The organism is Geodermatophilus sp. SYSU D00079, assembly GCF_054050635.1.
This window is the reverse complement of record NZ_JBJGZS010000017.1, coordinates 16,440-34,591: the sequence shown is the minus strand read 5'-3', so window position 1 is coordinate 34,591 and position 18,152 is coordinate 16,440. Positions and strand designations below refer to the sequence as shown.

16 protein-coding genes and 1 riboswitch are annotated in these 18,152 nt (G+C 75.6%); of the genes, 9 read left to right on the top strand and 7 right to left on the bottom strand.

Annotated features, from left to right (window positions below; translation table 11 throughout):
* Position 1: 1 nt before the first annotated feature.
* Positions 2–1,384, bottom strand: coding sequence for a carotenoid oxygenase family protein (locus tag ACI79E_RS14635; RefSeq protein ID WP_456933287.1), 1,383 nt, complete (start codon positions 1,382–1,384; stop codon positions 2–4).
* 199 nt (positions 1,385–1,583) lie between these two features.
* On the opposite strand from ACI79E_RS14635, the gene ACI79E_RS14630 reads away from it, so the two are divergent.
* From ACI79E_RS14630 to ACI79E_RS14615, 4 genes are read left to right on the top strand one after another with little or no spacing between them, the layout of a single operon-like run.
* Positions 1,584–2,552 carry an asparaginase gene (locus ACI79E_RS14630; RefSeq protein ID WP_456933286.1) on the top strand — a complete coding sequence of 323 codons (969 nt, stop codon included), beginning with the start codon at positions 1,584–1,586 and terminating at the stop codon, positions 2,550–2,552.
* Between the two features lie 53 nt (positions 2,553–2,605).
* Positions 2,606–3,490 (top strand): polysaccharide deacetylase family protein, encoded by an 885-nt coding sequence (locus ACI79E_RS14625; protein WP_456933285.1) that lies wholly within the window; start codon positions 2,606–2,608, stop codon positions 3,488–3,490.
* A 44-nt stretch (positions 3,491–3,534) separates the two neighbouring features.
* Complete coding sequence (locus ACI79E_RS14620) at positions 3,535–4,530, top strand: GNAT family N-acetyltransferase (RefSeq protein WP_456933284.1); 996 nt, start codon at positions 3,535–3,537, stop codon at positions 4,528–4,530.
* A 54-nt stretch (positions 4,531–4,584) separates the two neighbouring features.
* Complete coding sequence (locus ACI79E_RS14615; protein ID WP_456933283.1) at positions 4,585–5,763, top strand: MFS transporter; 1,179 nt, start codon at positions 4,585–4,587, stop codon at positions 5,761–5,763.
* Positions 5,764–5,791: 28 nt separating this feature from the next.
* On the opposite strand, the gene ACI79E_RS14610 is transcribed toward ACI79E_RS14615, so the two are convergent.
* Positions 5,792–8,182 (bottom strand): ATP-binding cassette domain-containing protein, encoded by a 2,391-nt coding sequence (locus ACI79E_RS14610; RefSeq protein WP_456933282.1) that lies wholly within the window; start codon positions 8,180–8,182, stop codon positions 5,792–5,794.
* A gap of 183 nt (positions 8,183–8,365) precedes the next feature.
* A complete protein-coding gene (lhgO, locus tag ACI79E_RS14605) occupies positions 8,366–9,577 on the bottom strand; it encodes an L-2-hydroxyglutarate oxidase (RefSeq protein ID WP_456933281.1) in 1,212 nt (403 codons plus the stop codon).
* 168 nt (positions 9,578–9,745) lie between these two features.
* Between lhgO and ACI79E_RS14600 the strand changes: the two genes are divergently transcribed.
* The gene (locus tag ACI79E_RS14600) at positions 9,746–10,075 is read left to right on the top strand and encodes a WhiB family transcriptional regulator (RefSeq protein ID WP_456933280.1); all 330 of its coding nucleotides are present in this window, start codon (positions 9,746–9,748) and stop codon (positions 10,073–10,075) included.
* Positions 10,076–10,108: 33 nt separating this feature from the next.
* Here the strand turns inward: ACI79E_RS14600 and ACI79E_RS14595 are convergent, their stop codons facing one another.
* Positions 10,109–10,657 (bottom strand): TIGR03086 family metal-binding protein, encoded by a 549-nt coding sequence (locus ACI79E_RS14595; protein ID WP_456933279.1) that lies wholly within the window; start codon positions 10,655–10,657, stop codon positions 10,109–10,111.
* A 36-nt stretch (positions 10,658–10,693) separates the two neighbouring features.
* On the opposite strand from ACI79E_RS14595, the gene ACI79E_RS14590 reads away from it, so the two are divergent.
* Both ACI79E_RS14590 and ACI79E_RS14585 read left to right on the top strand, forming a co-directional pair.
* Positions 10,694–11,527 carry a helix-turn-helix domain-containing protein gene (locus ACI79E_RS14590; RefSeq protein WP_456933278.1) on the top strand — a complete coding sequence of 278 codons (834 nt, stop codon included), beginning with the start codon at positions 10,694–10,696 and terminating at the stop codon, positions 11,525–11,527.
* 54 nt (positions 11,528–11,581) lie between these two features.
* Positions 11,582–12,400: an alpha/beta fold hydrolase gene (locus ACI79E_RS14585; RefSeq protein ID WP_456933277.1), complete on the top strand. Its 819-nt coding sequence runs from the start codon at positions 11,582–11,584 to the stop codon at positions 12,398–12,400.
* Here the strand turns inward: ACI79E_RS14585 and ACI79E_RS14580 are convergent, their stop codons facing one another.
* A complete protein-coding gene (locus ACI79E_RS14580; RefSeq protein WP_456933276.1) occupies positions 12,401–13,417 on the bottom strand; it encodes an SDR family oxidoreductase in 1,017 nt (338 codons plus the stop codon).
* A gap of 325 nt (positions 13,418–13,742) precedes the next feature.
* Between ACI79E_RS14580 and ACI79E_RS14575 the strand changes: the two genes are divergently transcribed.
* A complete protein-coding gene (locus tag ACI79E_RS14575) occupies positions 13,743–14,117 on the top strand; it encodes an ArsC/Spx/MgsR family protein (RefSeq protein WP_456933275.1) in 375 nt (124 codons plus the stop codon).
* Between the two features lie 231 nt (positions 14,118–14,348).
* A complete protein-coding gene (locus ACI79E_RS14570) occupies positions 14,349–15,608 on the top strand; it encodes an NAD(P)/FAD-dependent oxidoreductase (RefSeq protein WP_456933274.1) in 1,260 nt (419 codons plus the stop codon).
* Between the two features lie 105 nt (positions 15,609–15,713).
* Here the strand turns inward: ACI79E_RS14570 and ACI79E_RS14565 are convergent, their stop codons facing one another.
* Both ACI79E_RS14565 and ACI79E_RS14560 read right to left on the bottom strand, forming a co-directional pair.
* Entirely contained in the window at positions 15,714–16,640 is a 927-nt protein-coding gene (locus ACI79E_RS14565; protein ID WP_456933273.1) for a hypothetical protein, read from the bottom strand.
* A gap of 278 nt (positions 16,641–16,918) precedes the next feature.
* Positions 16,919–17,071, bottom strand: a riboswitch (cyclic di-AMP (ydaO/yuaA leader).
* 196 nt (positions 17,072–17,267) lie between these two features.
* Positions 17,268–18,152, bottom strand: a complete 885-nt coding sequence (locus tag ACI79E_RS14560; protein ID WP_456933272.1) for a dihydrodipicolinate synthase family protein — start codon at positions 18,150–18,152, stop codon at positions 17,268–17,270.

Sequence of the window (18,152 nt, the reverse complement as noted above, 5' to 3'; positions counted from 1 at the left end):
CTCACGCCGTGGGGACCCAGCTGCCGTGGAAGCCCAGCGGCACCCGCGCCGGCAGGTGCACCCGCGCGACGGGCGGCCCGGCGAAGTCCTGGGCGGCGAGCACCACCAGGTCGGTCGCGCCCCGGTCGGGGTCGTGCACGAAGGCCATCACGTAGCCGTCGTCCTCACCGGCGTCCGGGGACGACGGGGCGAACACCGCCTCCCCGACGGTGCGGCCCGGGAAGCGGTGGGTCTCCACCGTGCCGGTGGCCAGGTCGTGCTTGAGCAGCGCGTCGGCGAACGCGTCGTCCACGAACGTCCCGTCCATGCCCGCGGTCGCGCCCTCGGCCTGCGCGGTCGCCGCGCTGTACCCGTAGCGGTGCGGCCGGGAGACGACCCGCTCGTCGACCCGGGGGAACTCCTGCGGCCGGTCGTCGAGGCCCCGCTGGTCGACCCGGCCGGTCGCCGGGTCGACGGTCCACCGGTCCAGCGTCAGCCGCCCCTTCCCGGCCAGGTCCGCGAGGTCGTAGGGGCCGTCGTACCGGCACAGGTCGAGGACCACCCGGTCGCCGTCGTCGTAGGCGTTGAGCGTGTGGAAGACCCAGCACGGGTCCACCTCGGCCCACCGGACCGTCCGGTCGGTCCCCTCCCGGGGCAGCAGCCCGACCCGCGGCGGGTGCGCCGGGTTCCAGGCGTAGGGCAGCTGGGAGCCGGCGACGGCGGCGTCCATGCTGAAGGTGACCGGCAGGTCGAGCAGAACGGCGTAGCGGTTGGTGAGGGCGAAGTCGTGCATCATCGGCCCGTCCGGGACGGGGACGTCGGTGGTGCCGGTGACCCGCCCGTCGGGGCCGACGACGACGTGCTGCACGTGGTCCCAGGCCCAGAAGTAGGCGACGGCGTGCAGCTCCCCGGTCCGCCGGTCGAGCTTGGTGTGGGCCGCGTAGCCGCCGGGCAGCGTGCCGCCGAAGTCGCACGGGCCGACGGTGCCGAGCTCGTCGGTGAGCTCGTAGGGCAGCGGGCCGGACTCGACGGTGGCCAGCGTCCGCCCGGCGTGGGTGATGACGTGGGTGTTGGCCGCGAAGTCCGTGTCGGAGTGCACCGGGCCGCCGGGCCACGGCTCCCCCAGCGCCTCGGCCACCTGCCGGGAACGCACCCACCGGTTGCGGTACCACTCCGCGCGGCCGTCGCGCAGCCGCACGCCGTGCACCATGCCCGGGCCGAGGAACCAGTGCTGGACCGGCTCGTCCAGGCCCAGCGGGTTGGGCCCGTTGCGCAGGTACCGCCCGTCGAGCGCTCCCGGGAGGCGGCCGGTGACGGGCAGGTCGAACGCCGTGATCTCCTCGGTGACCGGCGCGAACGGGCCCCGCAGGAACCGGCTGGGGCCGGGGGTCGGGTGGTCGGGCATCGTGGTCTCCCGCCGGTCGTCGGCCTGGGTCCCCGTGTCCCCCGGAGTCTGTCCCGTTCCCGCCCCCACCGGAAGGGACCGGGGCGATCCTGCGGGCCGCGCCGGCCGGGGGTGCGCCGGCCGCCCCGGCGTGCCACCGTGGCGGCGGGGCTCCGCGCCGCCTCGCCGGCCCGGCGGGCGCCGCGGACGGGGAGGTCGCGTGCGACGGGTCCACCTGCTGGCGACCGGCGGCACCATCGCCAGCCGGGCGAGCCCCGAGGGGCTCGCGGCCACGACGCCGGCCGCCGACCTGCTCGCCGCGGCCGGCCGCCCGCCGGACGTCGAGGTCACCGTGCGCGACCTGAGCACGGTCGGCAGCTACGCCCTGACGCCCGCCGACCTCCGGCGGCTGGTGACGGAGGTGCGCCGCGACCTGTCCGGCGACGTGGACGGCGTCGTCGTCACGCACGGCACCGACACGATGGAGGAGTCGGCCTACCTCGCCGACCTGGTGCACGACGACCCGCGCCCGGTGGTCTTCACCGGCGCGCAGCGGCCGTTCGACTCCCCCGCCCCCGACGGGCCGGCCAACCTGGCCGCCGCCCTCGCGGTGGCCGCCTCGCCCCTGGCCCGGGAGCTGGGCGTGCTGCTGTGCTTCGACGGGCTGGTCTTCCCCGCACGCGGGGTGCGCAAGGTGGAGACGCTGCGCAGCGCCGCCTTCGCCGCGCCGGGCCGGGGCCCGGTGCTGCAGGTGGCCGACCGGTCCGTCGTCCCCCTGGCCCGCCCCGTGCGGCCGGGTCCGCTGCCGCTCGACCTGGACCGCGAGCTGCCGCGCGTGGACGTCGTCGCCTGCTACCTGGGCGCGGACGCCGCGCTGCTGCGCGCCGCCGTGGACGCCGGCGCGGCCGGGGTCGTGCTGGCCGCCTTCGGCGCGGGCAACGTCCCGCCCGCGGTCGCGGAGGAGGCCGCCCGGCTGGTCGCCCGCGGCATCCCGGTGCTGGTGTGCTCCCGGGTGCCGTCCGGGCCGGTCGCCCCGCTCTACGCCGGTGGCGGCGCGGGCCTGGCGCGGTCGGGGGCGCTGTTCGCCGGTGACCTGAGCCCGTGGCAGGGCCGGCTGCTGCTCGCCGCCGCGCTCGCCCTCGACGCCCGGGAACCGCACCGGGTGCTGGCCGGCCGGCTCCCCGGCTGACCCGTCCACCACGACCGGGCGGCGTGCGACCGCCCGGGGAGGAGCTGATCGCGATGACCAAGGAGATCCTCGTGGCCTTCGGCGTGGACATCGACGCCGTCGCCGGGTGGCTGGGCTCCTACGGCGGGCAGGACTCCCCCGACGACATCTCCCGGGGTCTGTTCGCCGGTGAGGTGGGCGTGCCCCGCGTGCAGGAGCTGTTCCGCCGGCACGGGCTGACCCAGACCTTCTTCTGGCCGGGCCACTCGATCGAGACCTTCCCCGAGCAGTTCGACGCCTGCGTCGCGGCCGGGCACGAGATCGGGCTGCACGGCTACAGCCACGAGAACCCGATCGCGATGAGCCGGGAGCAGGAGGAGGCGGTGCTGGACCGGTGCATCGAGCTGGTCGAGAAGCGCAGCGGACGCCGCCCCACCGGCTACGTCGCCCCGTGGTGGGAGTTCAGCACCGTGACCAACGAGCTGCTGCTGGAGCGCGGCATCACCTACGACCACTCGCTGATGCACCGGGACTTCGAGCCCTACTACGTCCGCGTCGGCGACAGCTGGACGGCGATCGACTACTCCCGGCCGGCCGACACGTGGATGGCGCCGCTGGTGCGGGGCCGGGAGACCGACCTCGTCGAGATCCCGGCGAACTGGTACCTCGACGACCTGCCGCCCATGATGTTCGTCAAGACCAGCCCCAACAGCCACGGGTTCGTCAGCCCCCGCGACATCGAGCAGTCCTGGCGCGACCAGTTCGACTGGGTGTACCGCGAGCAGGACTACGCCGTGTTCACCATGACCATCCACCCCGACGTCTCCGGGCGGCCCCAGGTGCTGCTCGCGCTGGAGCGGCTGATCGGGCACATCAACGGGCACGCGGGCGTCACCTGGGCGACCTTCGACGAGATCGCCGCCGACTTCCTGCGTCGCCGTCCCCGCGAGCGGGGCTGACCGGCCGCGGAGAACGCCGTTGCGCCGCCCGGTAGGACGGGGAGGTGCACATCTCCGAGATCGGCCCGGACGACGGGCGGTTCCCCGACTGGTGCCGGGTCTGGGCCGACGGCCAGCGCCTGGACCGCCCCGGCGACCCGCCCCGGCCGGCCGGTGACCACGCAGCGCTCGCCCGCCGGCTCCTCGCGCCGGGCGGCTCCCTGACCGGCACCCACCGGGCGGCGCTGGCCGGCGGCACGGTCGTCGGAGCCCTGCGGCTGCTGCTCCCGCTGCGGGACAACCCGACCGTCGCCCACGTCGACCTCGCGGTCCACCCCGCGCACCGCCGCCGGGGCGTCGGCGGCCGGCTGCTCCGGGAGGCGGTGCGGGTGGCACGGGACGCCGGCCGCACCGAGCTGGTCACCGAGGTCGACGAGCCGACCCCGGACGTCGCCGGGCGCGCCTTCGCACTGCGCACCGGCTGGCGCTGCGACCTGCTGGAGAGCCGCCGCGACCTGCTGCTCCCGGCCGACGAGGCGCGGCTGGCGGCGCTGGAGGAGCAGGCGCGGGCGGCCGGCCGCGGCTACGAGGTGGTCACCTGGCGGGACCGGACGCCGGACGGGCTGGTCGACGACCGGGCGCTCCTGGAGCAGCGCATGACCACCGACGCCCCGCACGGGGACCTCCCCGTCGAGGAGGAGCACTGGGACGCCGCGCGCGTGCGCGAGTACGAGGACGCACACGTCGCCCGCGGCCGGACGGTGCTCTCGGCCGGGGCGGTGACCGGGGGCCGGCTGGTGGCCTTCACCGACCTGCAGGTCCCCCTGTCCCGGCCCGAGCGCGCCCAGCAGGGCGGCACGCTGGTCCTGCGGGAGCACCGCGGCCGGCGCCTCGGGACCCTGGTCAAGACGGCGGTGCTCCGGGAGCTCGCCGCGACGCTGCCCGCCGTCCGCCGGATCAGCACCTACAACGCGGAGTCCAACCGGCCCATGGTCGCGGTCAACGAGGCCCTGGGCTTCCGGTGGGCCGGGCAGCTGTCCACCTGGTCCCTCCGGCCCTGACCCGCGGTGGTCCGGGCGGCCCGTTCCCCCCGCGGCGTCGGTAGCGTCCGCGGGGTGCCGGAGGCCACGCGTCAGCGGGACGTCACGCGGCGGCGTCTGGACGCCCTCACCTTCGGGCTGTTCACCGTCGCGCTCGGCACCAACATCCCGACCCCACTGCTGCTGGTGTACCGGCGCACCCTGGGGCTGTCCGAGGCCGACCTCACCGCCGTCTTCGGCTGCTACGCCCTCGGCCTGATCGCCGCCCTCAGCGTGTCCGGCGCGGCGTCGGACCGGTTCGGACGGCGGACCCTCGTGCTGCCGTTCGCGGTCCTCGCCGGCCTGGCCTCGCTGGTGTTCCTGCCCGCCGTGGACCACCTGCCGCTGCTCTACGCCGGCCGGCTCCTGCAGGGCGTGGTGTCCGGGGTGGTGTTCTCGGTGGCCAACGCCTGGCTGCAGGAGCTGGCCGGGCCCGGGGGACAGCAGTCGGCGGCCACCCGCGGGGCGGTGTCGACGTCCCTGGGCTTCGCGGTGGCGCCGGCGATGAGCGGGGTGCTGGCCCAGTACGGCCCGGCCCCGACGACCCTGCCCTACCTCGTGCACGTCGCCGTCCTGGTCGCCGGGCTCGCCGCGCTGGCGACGGTGCCCGAGACCGTGCAGGTGCGCCGCGCCGGTCGGCTGATGACGCTGGGCCTGCCGCCGGAGGCGCGGCGGCCGTTCTGGGCGGTGCTGGCGCCCACCGCCGTCGGGGTCTTCGCGTTCCCGGCCGTCGCGGCGACGCTGCTGCCCCTGCTCGTCGTCCCGGACGGGGTCGGCGTCGCCTACGCCGGGCTGATCGGTGGGCTGGCCCTGGCCGCCAGCGCGGTCGCCGCCCGCGTGGGACGCCGCGCCGACCGCGGCGCCGCGCCGCTCGGCATGGCGCTGGGCGCCCTCGGCCACGGTCTCGGCGTGGCCGCGGTCGTGGCCGGGACGCAGGCGCTGCTGCTGCCCTCCGCGCTGCTGCTGGGCGCCGGCGGCGGGCTCTGCCTCACCGCCGGGCTGACCCTCACCGCGCGGCTCGCGCCCGCACCCACCCGCGGCGCCATGAACAGCGCGTTCTACGCCTTCGCCTACACCGGGTTCGGCACCCCGCTGCTGCTGGCCTGGCTGGGTTCGCTGGTGGGCAACGTCGTGGCGCTGGCCGGGTTCGTGGCCGTGCCGGTCGCGCTGGCGGCCTGGCTGTGGCTGGAGCTGCGCCCCCGCGGGCCGGGCTGAGCGCACCGCCCGGCCCGCGGGGCCCGGGTCAGGCGCCGACGTAGGCCGCCAGGTGCTCGCCGGTGAGGGTGGAGCGGGCGGCGACCAGGTCGGCGGGCGTGCCCTCGAAGACCACCCGGCCGCCGTCGTGGCCGGCGCCGGGGCCGAGGTCGATGATCCAGTCACCGTGCGCCATGACCGCCTGGTGGTGCTCGATGACGACCACCGACCGCCCGGAGTCGACGAGCCGGTCCAGCAGGCCCAGCAGCTGCTCGACGTCGGCCAGGTGCAGGCCCGTGGTCGGCTCGTCGAGGACGTAGACGTCACCCTTCTCGGCCATCTGGGTGGCCAGCTTGAGCCGCTGCCGCTCGCCACCGGACAGCGTGGTCAGCGGCTGGCCGAGCGTGAGGTAGCCGAGCCCGACGTCGGCCAGCCGCTCGAGGACCTTGTGCGCGGCCGGGGTGCGCGCCTCGCCGTCGCCGCCGAAGAACTCCCCGGCCTCGACCACCGACATCGCGAGGACGTCGGCGATGTTCCGGCCGCCCAGCGTGTACTCCAGCACCGACGCCTGGAACCGCCGGCCCTCGCACTCCTCGCAGGTGGACTCGACGGTGGCCATGACGCCCAGGTCGGTGTAGATGACACCGGCGCCGTTGCAGGTGGGGCAGGCGCCCTCGGAGTTGGAGCTGAACAGCGCCGGCTTCACGCCGTTGGCTTTCGCGAAGGCCTTGCGGATCGGCTCGAGCAGGCCGGTGTAGGTCGCCGGGTTGCTCCGCCGCGACCCCCGGATCGCGCTCTGGTCGACCACCACCACGCCCTCGCGGCCGGCGACCGAGCCGTGGACCAGCGAGCTCTTGCCCGACCCGGCCACGCCGGTCACCACCACCAGCACGCCGAGCGGGATGTCGACGTCGACGTCGCGCAGGTTGTGGGTGCCGGCGCCGCGGACCTCCAGCACCCCCGACGGCGTCCGCACCGACGGCTTGAGGGCGGCCCGGTCGTCCAGGTGCCGGCCGGTGAGCGTGTCGCTGGCCCGCAGCCCCTCGACGGTGCCCTCGAACACCACCTGGCCGCCGGCGGTCCCGGCGCCGGGGCCGAGGTCGACGACGTGGTCGGCGATCGCGATCGTCTCCGGCTTGTGCTCGACGACGAGCACGGTGTTGCCCTTGTCCCGCAGCTGCAGCAGCAGCCCGTTCATCCGCTCGATGTCGTGCGGGTGCAGGCCGATCGTCGGCTCGTCGAAGACGTAGGTGACGTCGGTGAGCGAGGAGCCGAGGTGGCGGATCATCTTGGTGCGCTGGGCCTCCCCGCCGGACAGCGTGCCGGCGGGCCGGTCGAGCGAGAGGTAGCCCAGCCCGATCCGGGCGAAGGAGTCGAGCAGGTGCTGCAGCCCGGTCAGCAGCGGGGCCACCGAGGGCTCGTCGAGGTCGCGGACCCAGTCGGCGAGGTCGCTGATCTGCATCGCGCACAGGTCGGCGATGTTCTTCCCCCGGATCCTCGACGAGCGGGCCTCCGGGGCCAGCCGGGTGCCGTCGCACTCGGGGCAGGTGGTGAAGGTGATCGCCCGCTCGACGAAGGCGCGGACGTGCGGCTGCATGGCCTCGACGTCCTTGGACAGCATGGACTTCTGGATCTTGGGGATCACGCCCTCGTAGGTGAGGTTGACCCCCTCCACCTTGATCTTCGTCGGCTCCCCGTAGAGCAGCGTGTGCAGCTCCTTCTTCGAGAAGTCCCGGATCGGCTTGTCCATGGGCAGCCCGGCGCCGCTGAAGATGCGGCCGTACCAGCCGTCCATGCTGTAGCCCGGGACGGTCAGCGCGCCCTCGGCCAGCGACCTGCTGTCGTCGTACAGCGCGGTCAGGTCGAAGTCGGTCACCGAGCCCATGCCCTCGCAGCGGGGGCACATGCCGCCCAGGCGGGTGAAGGTCGCCTTCTCCGCCTTGGTCCTCGCGCCCCGCTCGACGGTGATCGCACCGCTGGCCCGCACCGTGGGGATGTTGAACGAGAACGCGTTCGGCGAGCCGATGTGCGGCTGGCCGAGCCGGCTGAACAGGATCCGCAGCATCGCGTTGGCGTCGGTGGCGGTGCCGACCGTCGAGCGCGGGTTGGCGCCCATCCGCTCCTGGTCGACGATGATCGCCGTCGTCAGCCCGTCGAGCAGGTCGACCTCCGGCCGGGACAGCGTCGGCATGAAGCCCTGCACGAAGGCGCTGTAGGTCTCGTTGATCAGCCGCTGCGACTCCGCGGCGATCGTGCCGAACACCAGCGAGCTCTTGCCCGAACCGGAGACGCCGGTGAAGACGGTCAGCCGGCGCTTGGGCAGCTCGACGCTGACGTCCTTGAGGTTGTTCTCGCGCGCGCCGTGCACACGGATCAGGTCGTGGCTGTCGGCGGCGTGCCGCGCCGTCGACCGCGGGTCCGTGCTCGTGGCCGTGCTCATCGTGTCTCCGTCCCGTCGGGGGGACCGCGGCGCGGTCCCGTCGGCGTCCCCTGGCGCGACCGGGCCGGCGTCGGGCGGCACGCGGTCGCGGCGCCCCCGCTGTCTACCGGATGGGCGGGGTCCACCGGGAGGGGCGGCACGCCGCTGCCGTCCGTTCCGGGGAACGGCTGCGCCCGGCCGCGCTCAGCCCTCCTCGAGCACCCGCTCGGCGACGTACTCGCCGATGGCCAGCGCCGAGGTGGCCGCGGGGGACGGCGCGTTGCGGACCGTGACGACCGGGCCCAGCCGGTTGACCCGGAAGTCGTCGACCAGGGTGCCGTCGCGGTCCACCGCCTGGGCCCGGACGCCGGCCGGCGCCCGACGGACGTCGGCGGCGGTCACGGCCGGCACGTACTCCCGGGCCGCCGCGAGGAACACCGAGCGCGACAGCGAGCCGCGGATCTCGGCGACGCCCGTGCGCCAGTGCCGCCGCGCCAGGGGACGCATGCCCGGCCAGGCCAGCGTGCCCAGGAGCTCCCCCGGCCGGACGTCGCGCCAGCGGTAGCCCTCCCGGGCCAGGGCGAGCACCGCGTTGGGCCCGATGTCGACACCCCCGTCCACGCGGCGGGTGAAGTGGACGCCGAGGAACGGGTAGCGCGGGTCGGGCACCGGGTAGACCAGCCCGCGCACCAGCCAGCTGCGCTCGGGCACCAGGCGGAGGTACTCGCCGCGGAAGGGCACGATCGCCGGCCCCTCCTCGTCACCGGCCAGCCGCGACACCCGGTCGGTCTGCAGGCCGGCGCAGACGACCAGCCGGTCGACGGCCAGCTCCTCCGCGCCGGAGGTGACCACCACTCCCCCGCCGGGAGGCCGCCGCACGCCGGTGACCCGGAAGCCGAGCCGGACCTCGTGGCCCTCCTGCCGGAGGTCCTCGGCCATGGCCCGGGCGACGGCGCGGAAGTCCACGATGGCGGTGTGCGGGGAGTGCAGGGCCGCCGCCCCGACCACCTCGGGCTCGACGTCCCGCAGCTGGCCGCGGGCCAGCCGGCGCAGGCCGGGGACGCCGTTGGCGGTGGCCCGCCGCTCGATCTCCCGCAGCGCCGGAAGCTCGCCGTCGTCCCGGGCGACGACGAGCTTGCCGCACTCGTCGTAGACCAGGCCGTGGTCGGCGCAGAACTCCCGGAGCAGCTCCCGGCCGCGGGTGCACAGCCGCGCCTTCAGCGACCCCGGCGGGTAGTAGAGGCCCGCGTGCACCACGCCGCTGTTGTGGCCGGTCTGGTGGACGCCGACCTCGGCCTCCTTGTCCACCACGGTGATGCGCGCGTCCGGCCGGAGGACGGCGAGGCGGCGGGCCACGGCCAGGCCGACGATGCCGGCGCCGACCACGCCGATGCGGCCCGGGCCGCTCGCGGTCACCGGCTCCCCCTTCCCGACCGTCCGACACAATCCACCAACAGGACGAGACCGTTTCGTTCGATCTGTGCCTGTGCACCCCGATGGGGGGATACGTAACGTCACGGACAGCAGCCAGTTCGTACCGGTCCGTCACGTCGGTGCGATCCAGACCCGTCCGAGGAGCTTCCCGTGTCGTCCTTCTCCCGCCCGTCCCTCACCCTCCTGACCGACTGGTCCGCCGGGGTGGACGAGCCGCTGCCGGCGTGGCCCGCCCCCGCCGCCTCCGACGAGGCGTGGCGGCTCGACGCGCTGTGCGCCGAGACCGACCCCGAGGCGTTCTTCCCGGAGAAGGGCGGCTCCACCCGCGAGGCCAAGCGCGTGTGCACCGGGTGCGCGGTCCGGGCCGAGTGCCTGGAGTTCGCCCTGGCCAACGACGAGCGCTTCGGCATCTGGGGTGGCCTGTCCGAGCGGGAGCGCCGTCGCCTGCGCCTGCAGCGGCGCGACGCGCTCAGCGCCTGACCGTCCCCGCACGGACACGCTCCTGTCGGCCGGTCAGACGCGGCGCCCCAGCAGGGCCAGCACGCGCGTGAGCCGGTCGGCGTCCGGACCCGTCGGCACGGCCGGCGCGCAGATGCCCTCCATGTGCAGCGCCTCGCCGAAGCCCTCCGCGCCGCTCTCGATGCGGTCCAGCTCGGCGTCGGTCAGGCCGGCGTCGATCCCGGCCGCCCGGGCGACGTCCCAGCGGTGCACGACCATGTCCCACACGTAGAACTGCTCGAAGGTCGCCCCCACCGTCGTGGGACCGAAGAAGCCGTCGAACGGGGCGCTGACGACGTCGTCGGCGGCGATCAGCGCGAGGACCCGCTTGGCGTGGTCCCGGAAGGCGGCGGCCGGGTCGACGGCGACGTCGGGCGCCGGCCCCAGGTCCAGGCCGCGGGCGGTGAGGAACTCCCGCTGGGTGTCGACCAGGTGGCCGACGACGTCCCGGGCCGTCCAGCCCTCGCACGGCGAGGGGTTGGTCCAGGCCTCGGCGGGAACGGCGTCGAGGACGTCGAGCAGGGGCTGGGCGGCGGACTCGTACCGGTCCGCGGTGCTGGTCATGGTCCAAGCGTGCCGGGTGCGGCACCCTGCGTCTTGATGAAACCCGACAGCGCGCCGACCCGGCTGGACGTGATCGAGCGGGCCCACCTCAAGGAGCCCGGCGACGCGTCGCACGTCATGTACCGCTACGCCGCCGGCGCGGGGTTCGCCGGCCTCGTCCAGCGGTTCTGGATCCCCGTCTGGTCGGTGCCCCCGGGGCGCGAGGCCCCGCAGCGCGTCCTGCAGTACCCCGGCTCCCTGCTGGTCGTCTCCACCGAGTACGCCCGCTTCTACGGCGTGGTCTCGGGACTGTCGACGACCACGCTCAGCGGCGAGGGCTGGGCCGTCGGGGTCATGCTCGCCCCGGCCGCGGGCGCCCTGGTCGCCGGGGCCCCGATGACCGCCTACACCGACGGCTCGGTCGACGTCACCGAGGTGCTGGGGGCCCGGGGTGGGCAGCTGGTCGCCGAGGTGCGGGCGGCCATGGCCCCGGATCCGCACGCGTCCGCGGCGCACCGGCGGGCGGTGTCGGCGTACGAGGGGGTGCTGCGGGCGTTCCTGCCCGTCGACCCCGAGGGCGAGCTGGTCAACCGGCTCGTCGCGTTCGTCGAGTCCCGCACCGACGTCACCCGGGTAGCCCAGGTCTGCGCGGAGTTCGACCTGTCCGAGCGCGGCCTGCAGCGGCTGGTCTCCCGCCGGCTGGGCCTGACGCCGAAGTGGCTGATCCAGCGCCGGCGCCTGCAGGAGGCCGCCGAGCGGCTGCGGACCGGCACCACGACGCTCGGCGAGGCCGCGGCGGCGCTCGGCTACGCCGACCAGCCGCACTTCACCCGGGACTTCTCCCGGGTCACGTCGATGACGCCGGGCGAGTTCGCGGCCCGCTACGTCTGACCGGCCCGCCGGTCGACGCGCGGGAGCCGGGCCACCCGTCGTTCAATGACCCGGGTGGAGAGCGCGACGCCCCTGCCCCGGATGAGCGGCCACCGCCAGGGCAGCGGGGCACCGCTGCTGCTGCTCCCGGGTCTGGGCAGCACCCGGGCGGAGTTCCGGTCGGTGCTGCCCGACCTGACCCGGCGCTACGACGTCCTCGCCCTGGACCTGCCCGGCCACGGCGACTCACCCCCGCTGCCCGCCGGCGTCCGGCCCGACGTCGCGACGCTGACCGACGCCGTGGAGCAGGAGCTCGACCGGCGGGGCGTCGGCCTCCCGCACGTGCTCGGCGTCTCCCTCGGCGGCCGCCTCGGCCTTGAGCTGGCCCGGCGGCAGCGGGCGCGCTCCGTGGTCGCCATCGCACCCACCGGTCCGCTCACCCCCGGGGAGCGCGTCGTCCAGACCGCCCTGCTCGGCGCCGCCCGCCTCGGCTTCCGCGCCCTCGCCCCCGCCGCCGACCCGGTGCTGCGGGCGGCCGTGCCGCGCACCGCGGCGCTGGCCCTGCTGCGCGCGCGGGGGTGGCGCACGCCGCCCGACGAGGCGGTGGCGCTGGTGCGCGCGTTCGCCGGCGCGCAGGACTTCTGGCGGCTGGTCCGCTCCGCCGTCGTCCGCGAGGCGACGATCGACTACTGGTCGGTCGACTGCCCGGTGGTCGTCGCGCAGGGCACCCACGACGTCATGACGCTCAGCCAGGCCGCGTGGCTGGCGCTGCTGGTGCCCTCCGCCCGGTTCCGCCTGCTGCCCTTCGCCGGCCACAGCGCGGTCTCCGACGTCCCGCGGCGAGTGGTCGGCCTCGTGGACCGGACCGCGGCCGCCGCCGGCTCCCGACGGTGACTACCGGATCAGCGGCCGGAGGACCGAGCCCGCCGCCGCCAGCGCCTCCGGCGCCAGCGGGATCCGGCCCAGCACCGGGTGGCGCTGCAGCGCGGTGTACAGGCTGCGCTCCCGCGCCTGCCCGTCGAACCCGTCGCGGGCGGTGTCGAACCGGTCCAGCGGGGCGAAGAGGTTGTCCGGCGCGTCGGCCGGCTTGGGCTGACCGGTGTCGTGGGCCTCGAACCCGAAACGGGTCATGAGCGCGTCGACCAGGCGGGGGGCGAGCTTCTCGCCGACGATCAGCGCCTTCGCCGACCCGCCGGCGACGAGGTCGCGGACCGGGTGCGCCGCGGCGTACAGGACGGCGTCCACGACGACGTCGGGCTGGTAGATCGGCGGCGGCGCGACGGGCTTGACGCCGATCTTGGTCCGCGCCTGGTCGAACAGCGGGGTGTTGATGGTCGCCGGCAGGACCTGGGTGACGCTGACCGGTGAGCCGGCGCGGCGCACCTCGGTCCGCAGCGTCTCGAGGAACCCGTCGATGCCGTGCTTGGACGCGCAGTAGGCGGTCTGCAGGGGCACCCCGCGCTTGGCGCCCATCGACGAGATGGAGATGAACGCACCCCCGTCCCGCTCCAGGTGCGGGAGGGCGGCCATGGCGCCGTGCACCTGGCCCATCAGGTTGACGTCGACGACCCGCTGGAACTCCTCCGGCGTCGTCTCCGCGAACGGGGCGACGAGCAGGACGGCGGCGGCGTGCACCCAGGTGTCCAGCCGGCCGTACTCGTCGACCGCGCGCTGGGCCACCCGCCGGACCTGCGCCGGGTCGGTCACGTCCGCCACCTCGGCGCTGGCCTCGCCGCCGGCCGCGCGGATCTCCTCGACCAGGGACCGCAGCCCCGCCTCGCCCCTCGCCGCGACGACCACCTGCGCGCCCTCGGCGGCGAACCGGGCGGCGGTGGCGCGGCCGATGCCGCTCGACGCGCCCATCACGACGACGACCTGCTCGCCCACCGGCTTCAACCGTGTCTGTGCCATGGCGGTGCCCTACCCGCGGCGGGCGGGCCGCTCGGCGTGTCGGCCGGATGTGTCCAGCGCGACACCGGCGGCGGGCCGGCCCGGCCGTGGACGCGCCACGGCCCCGGCGCGGGGGTTCGACGGCCACGCCGGGGCCGGTCGACGCACGGGTGCCCTCGGACGGGACCACGCAAACACGCGCGTCACACGCTGGCGGGCGGGGCGCACCCGAGGGACGCCCCAGGGCCCCGCCCGCTGACCAGCATGCGGGCGCCGGGCCCGCGCCGCAACAGATGTCTAGGACGTCTGGCGACGGGGCGCGGTGGCCGACCCCTAGGGTCGGGTCGTGGAGGTCTGGTTCAACCCGTCGTGTTCCAAGTGCCGCACCGCGCGCGACCACCTGGAGGAGGCCGGCGTGGAGTACACGCTGCGCCGCTACCTCGACGACCCGCCGAGCGAGGCGGAGCTGCGCGCCGCGCTGGACGCGCTCGGCCTGCAGCCGTGGGACGTCACCCGGCTGTCCGAGCCGCTCGCCGGCGAGCTGGGGCTGCGGGACCTGCCGCGGGACGCCGACGCGTGGATCCGGCTGCTGGTGGCGCACCCGCGCCTGATCCAGCGGCCCATCGTGCTGACCGACGACGGCCGCGCGTGGGTGGCCCGGGACGACCGGGCGCTGACCGAGGTGGTCGCGGCCGCCCGTGACGCGCACGGGCGTCCGTGACCGGTGGGCCACCCAGGCCCGGGGACGGCGGCCGGGGTGCGTCGAGGGAGGTGGCCTGACGGGCTTTCCGGTCGGTGGCGTTCCGGTGTCCACCCGGCCCCGAGGGTCACGACCCACCACACCGCGGCCGGCGACTCCGTCTCCGACCGTCGACCCACCTCCGGCCTCGGCGAGGCTGTGCCAGGGTCCGCTCGTCCCGCCCGGCGGGGGCGGGCAACGGAGGAGACGGTCATGCAACTCCCATCCGACGTTCTCGTCGTCGGCGGCAGCCTCAGCGGCTGTACGACAGCGGTCCTCCTCGCCCGGCAGGGACTGCGGGTCACGGTGCTCGAGGAGCACCGGGACCCGGACCACTACAAGCGGGCCTGCACCCACTACATCCAGCCGAGCGCCACCGCCGTGTTCGAGCGACTCGGACTGGTCCCGCAGATGGAGGCCGCCGGGGCGATCCGCAACAGCATCGACCTCTGGACCCGGTACGGATGGGTCCGGGCACCCGGCGGAGGCCCGCACGGCTACAACATCCGGCGCAGCGTGCTGGATCCGATGCTGCGGAACCTCGCCGCCACCACGCCAGGGGTCGACCTCCTCCTGGGGGTCAAGGCCACGCAGGTGATCGCACAGGACGGCCGGGTGCAGGGCGTCCGAGCCACCACGCGCGCCGGCGACGACCAGGAGTTCCGCGCCAGGGTCGTCGTCGCCGCCGACGGGCGGTACTCCCTCGTCGCCTCCTCCGCCGCAGTGCCCGCCAAGGAGAAGAAGCACGGGCGCTTCATCTACTTCGCCTCGTTCGAGGACCTTCCCCTCGCCAGCGGCGAGCGCTCCCAGATGTGGCTGACCGATCCCGACGTGGCCTACGCCTTCCCCAACGACAGCGGCGTCACCGTCCTCGCCGTCATGCTCACCCACGACAAGCTCACCGAGTTCCGCCGCGACATCGACACCAGCTTCCGGCAGGTCATCGAGGCCCTCCCCGACGGCCCCGACCTCACCTCCGCGCGACGGGTCTCCGACTACGTCGGGGTGCCCCACTACCCGGACGTGAGCAGGGCACCGGCGGTTCCCGGCATGGCCCTCGTCGGCGACGCCGCCCTGACCACCGACTACCTGTGGGGGGTCGGCTGCGGCTGGGCACTGGAGTCCGCGGCGTGGCTGGCCGACGAGGTCGGTCCGGTCCTGGCACGCCCGAGGGCCGACGACGCCGAGATCGACACAGCCCTCCAGCGGTACGGGCGGCAGCACCACCACCGCCTGGCCGCACACCACTTCTTCATCGCCGACCTCGCCAACGGTCGGAAGCTCAACCCCGTCGAGCGTCTGATGTTCGCCGGCGCCGCGCACGACGACCGACTGGCCTCGAACCTGGCCAGCTACGGAGGCCGGCTGATCACGCCGTGGCAGTTCCTGAGTCCGGCGAAGGTCGGCCGGAGCCTGCGCGTGCAGATGGCGGCCGCCACGAGGGGGCGAGCGGTCGCCGGACAGACCTCGTAGCCGATGTCCCGGCCTGCGGTGTCGCCGGACACGCAACGGCTCCCACCCGTCGACGGGTGGGAGCCGTTGCCTCGTGCAGGTGCGGGGCGCGATGCCCCGCGGGGATCAGCCCCGGTAGTTCACGTGGACGTGGTCCATGTGGTTGGCCGTCGGGCTGCCGCGGTCGGCCATCGGCTTCCAGGAGCCGTTGGGTGAGCTCAGCATCCGCTGCTTCCAGATGACGTACTCCACGCCGAGCTCGTTCCAGTGGGCGATGTGGTACTGGGCGATCGCGTCGCCGAGCGAGGAGCTGGTCATGTAGTCCAGCGCCAGGCCCGAGGGGTGGCCGCCCGGGTCGGCGGCGCTGGCGCGGGTGCCGCCGATGGTGATGCCGGCGGCACCGGGCACGTTGCTGACCACGGCGTTCGCGGCCGCCTGCGCGGCGGGCTTGGTGGCGCCTGCGGTGTTGGTGATGCGCGCGATCGTGGTCGCCGCGACGCTGCCGGACGCGGCGGCGGCCGCGGGGGCGGATCCCCCCGACCGCTGCGGGGCGGCCTCGGCGGCACGCGCGGCCTCGGCGGCCTCGGCGGCCTCCGCGACCCTCGCCGCCTCGGCAGCCCGCGCGGCCTCGGCGGCCCGGGCGGCCTCGGCGGCCCGGGCGGCCTCGGCGGCGCGGGCAGCGGCCTCCGCCTCGGCCCTCTGGCGGTCCAACTCGGCCTGGTCGGCGGCGGCCTGGGCCTGCTGCGCCGCGGTCTGCTCGGCCTCGCGGCTGCTGCGGCTGGCGGTCAGCTGCTCCAGGGACTGGAGGTCCGGCGTCGCCGCTGCCGGGGCGGAGTCGGCGGTCAGCCCGAGCTCGCGAGCGACGCTGACCGACTCCGACGTCCCGGCCTCGGCCTGCGCGGCCGGGTCCGAGCCGACCAGGACGTTGACCATGAGGGCGCCGGCGGTGGCCACGCCGAGGTACAGCGCGGGGCGGCGGACGCTCGCCGGCGGGCGGCGGCGTGCGCGGCCGCGGCGGTCGGCAGCGCGGCCGGTGGTGGTGCGGGGGTCCATGAGGGGATGTGCTCCGGGGTCTACGGGCGCAGCGGCACGCCGGAGGCGGCGGGCTGCGGGGTGAGCGGGCAGCAGGGGGCTGCGGACGTCCGGGCGCTGCGCGGGACACCGGGGAGACGGCGGGAGGCCGGTCGAGCGGGGGTGCTCGGGAGTGGCCCGCGGGCGGTGCGCGGCAGGACGGCCGCGGGCGATCAGGTGCGCGGGCGCACCCGGCTCCGGTGGTACCGGGTCGGGCGGGGTCGTGCAGCAGGGCAGGGGCGCGCCATCCGGCCGCTCTCCGTTCTTCCGATGGCCGCCTACCGAGTTAGCTGACGGGTTCGGGCGGGAAGCAGCCCTACCCGTCCCGGACCAACGGCCCGGGAACGGGATTCACCCCAGTACTGCGATGGGTCCCCGGCTCGCCCCGGAGGGCGACTCGGCGGCGTCCGTTCGGGTTCCCCGGGCGGGGACGTGACGATCGACCGGACCCACCCACGGTAACCGGCGTTATGCAGTTGTGACAATCGAGCGCCGTCGATTCGTCGGGTGACCCGCGTCGCGCGGCACCCGATCGACGGCCCGAGGGTGTATGGGCACAGGCGTCCGGGGACGCGGGTGGGCGGCGGGGGCAGCCGCGTCCCGGCGTCCTCAGCCGACGGGGACCGCCACGGCGCGCTCGACCGCGGCCGCGGCGTCGAACCCCGCCGGGACGGGGACCAGCGGCGGGCGCACGGTGCCCATCGGGTGCCCGTGCCGCTGCTCGGCGATGCGCTTGAGCATCCCGGGCGCGACGAACTCCTTGGTCATCGCCCGCACCTGCTGCAGGTGGGCCGACAGCGCCGCGGCGTCGTCGGTCCGTCCGCCACGGACGTGCCGGTACAGCGCGACGACCTGCTCGGGGACGATGTTGGCCAGCGCGGAGATGGAGCCGGTGGCGGTCAGCAGGCGGGCCGGCAGGTCGTCCTCGGTGCCGACGAGCACCCCCTTGCCCGCCGCGTGCACGGTCTCGGCGTAGCCGGCCTCGCCACCGGAGTCCTTCACCCCCCACACCGGCAGGTCGGCCACCAGCTCGGCCGGGACGGGCACCGCGTACTTGGGGATGTGGTAGACGACCACCGGGTGCCGGGTGGCGGCCAGCACGCGCTCGTAGAACACGCGCAGCCCCTCGGCCGCCGCCGGCCGGAAGTAGTAGGGCGGCAGCACCATCACCGCCCGCACCGGCAGGTCCTGCAGCTGCTCGAGCAGGTCCAGGGTGTCCGGCAGGTTGCCCTCCGCGACGGTGGGGACGACGTGCAGCGCCCCCACCTCGGGCAGCAGGGCCTCCAGCACGGCCCGCTTCTCCCGGACCGACACCGACGGGCCCTCGCCGTTGGTGCCGAACGGGACGACGCCGGTGACCCCCTGCCCGGCCAGCCAGCGGACGTGGCCGAGGTAGGAGTCGACGTCGACGCTGAAGCGCTCGTCGTCGCGGAAGGGCGTCACGTTGGCGACGTAGACACCCTCGAGCACGCCGGCGGGGTCGTCGGAGTGCAT

Excerpts from the sequence above, each read along its gene's own strand:
- ACI79E_RS14635 (WP_456933287.1), bottom strand. The coding sequence starts at position 1,384 with ATGCCCGACCACCCGACCCCCGGCCCCAGCCGGTTCCTGCGGGGCCCG.
- ACI79E_RS14625 (WP_456933285.1), top strand. The coding sequence starts at position 2,606 with ATGACCAAGGAGATCCTCGTGGCCTTCGGCGTGGACATCGACGCCGTC.
- ACI79E_RS14610 (WP_456933282.1), bottom strand. The coding sequence starts at position 8,182 with ATGAGCACGGCCACGAGCACGGACCCGCGGTCGACGGCGCGGCACGCC.
- ACI79E_RS14595 (WP_456933279.1), bottom strand. The coding sequence starts at position 10,657 with ATGACCAGCACCGCGGACCGGTACGAGTCCGCCGCCCAGCCCCTGCTC.
- ACI79E_RS14590 (WP_456933278.1), top strand. The coding sequence starts at position 10,694 with ATGAAACCCGACAGCGCGCCGACCCGGCTGGACGTGATCGAGCGGGCC.
- ACI79E_RS14580 (WP_456933276.1), bottom strand. The coding sequence starts at position 13,417 with ATGGCACAGACACGGTTGAAGCCGGTGGGCGAGCAGGTCGTCGTCGTG.
- ACI79E_RS14570 (WP_456933274.1), top strand. The coding sequence starts at position 14,349 with ATGCAACTCCCATCCGACGTTCTCGTCGTCGGCGGCAGCCTCAGCGGC.
- ACI79E_RS14565 (WP_456933273.1), bottom strand. The coding sequence starts at position 16,640 with ATGGACCCCCGCACCACCACCGGCCGCGCTGCCGACCGCCGCGGCCGC.
- ACI79E_RS14560 (WP_456933272.1), bottom strand. The coding sequence starts at position 18,152 with ATGCACTCCGACGACCCCGCCGGCGTGCTCGAGGGTGTCTACGTCGCC.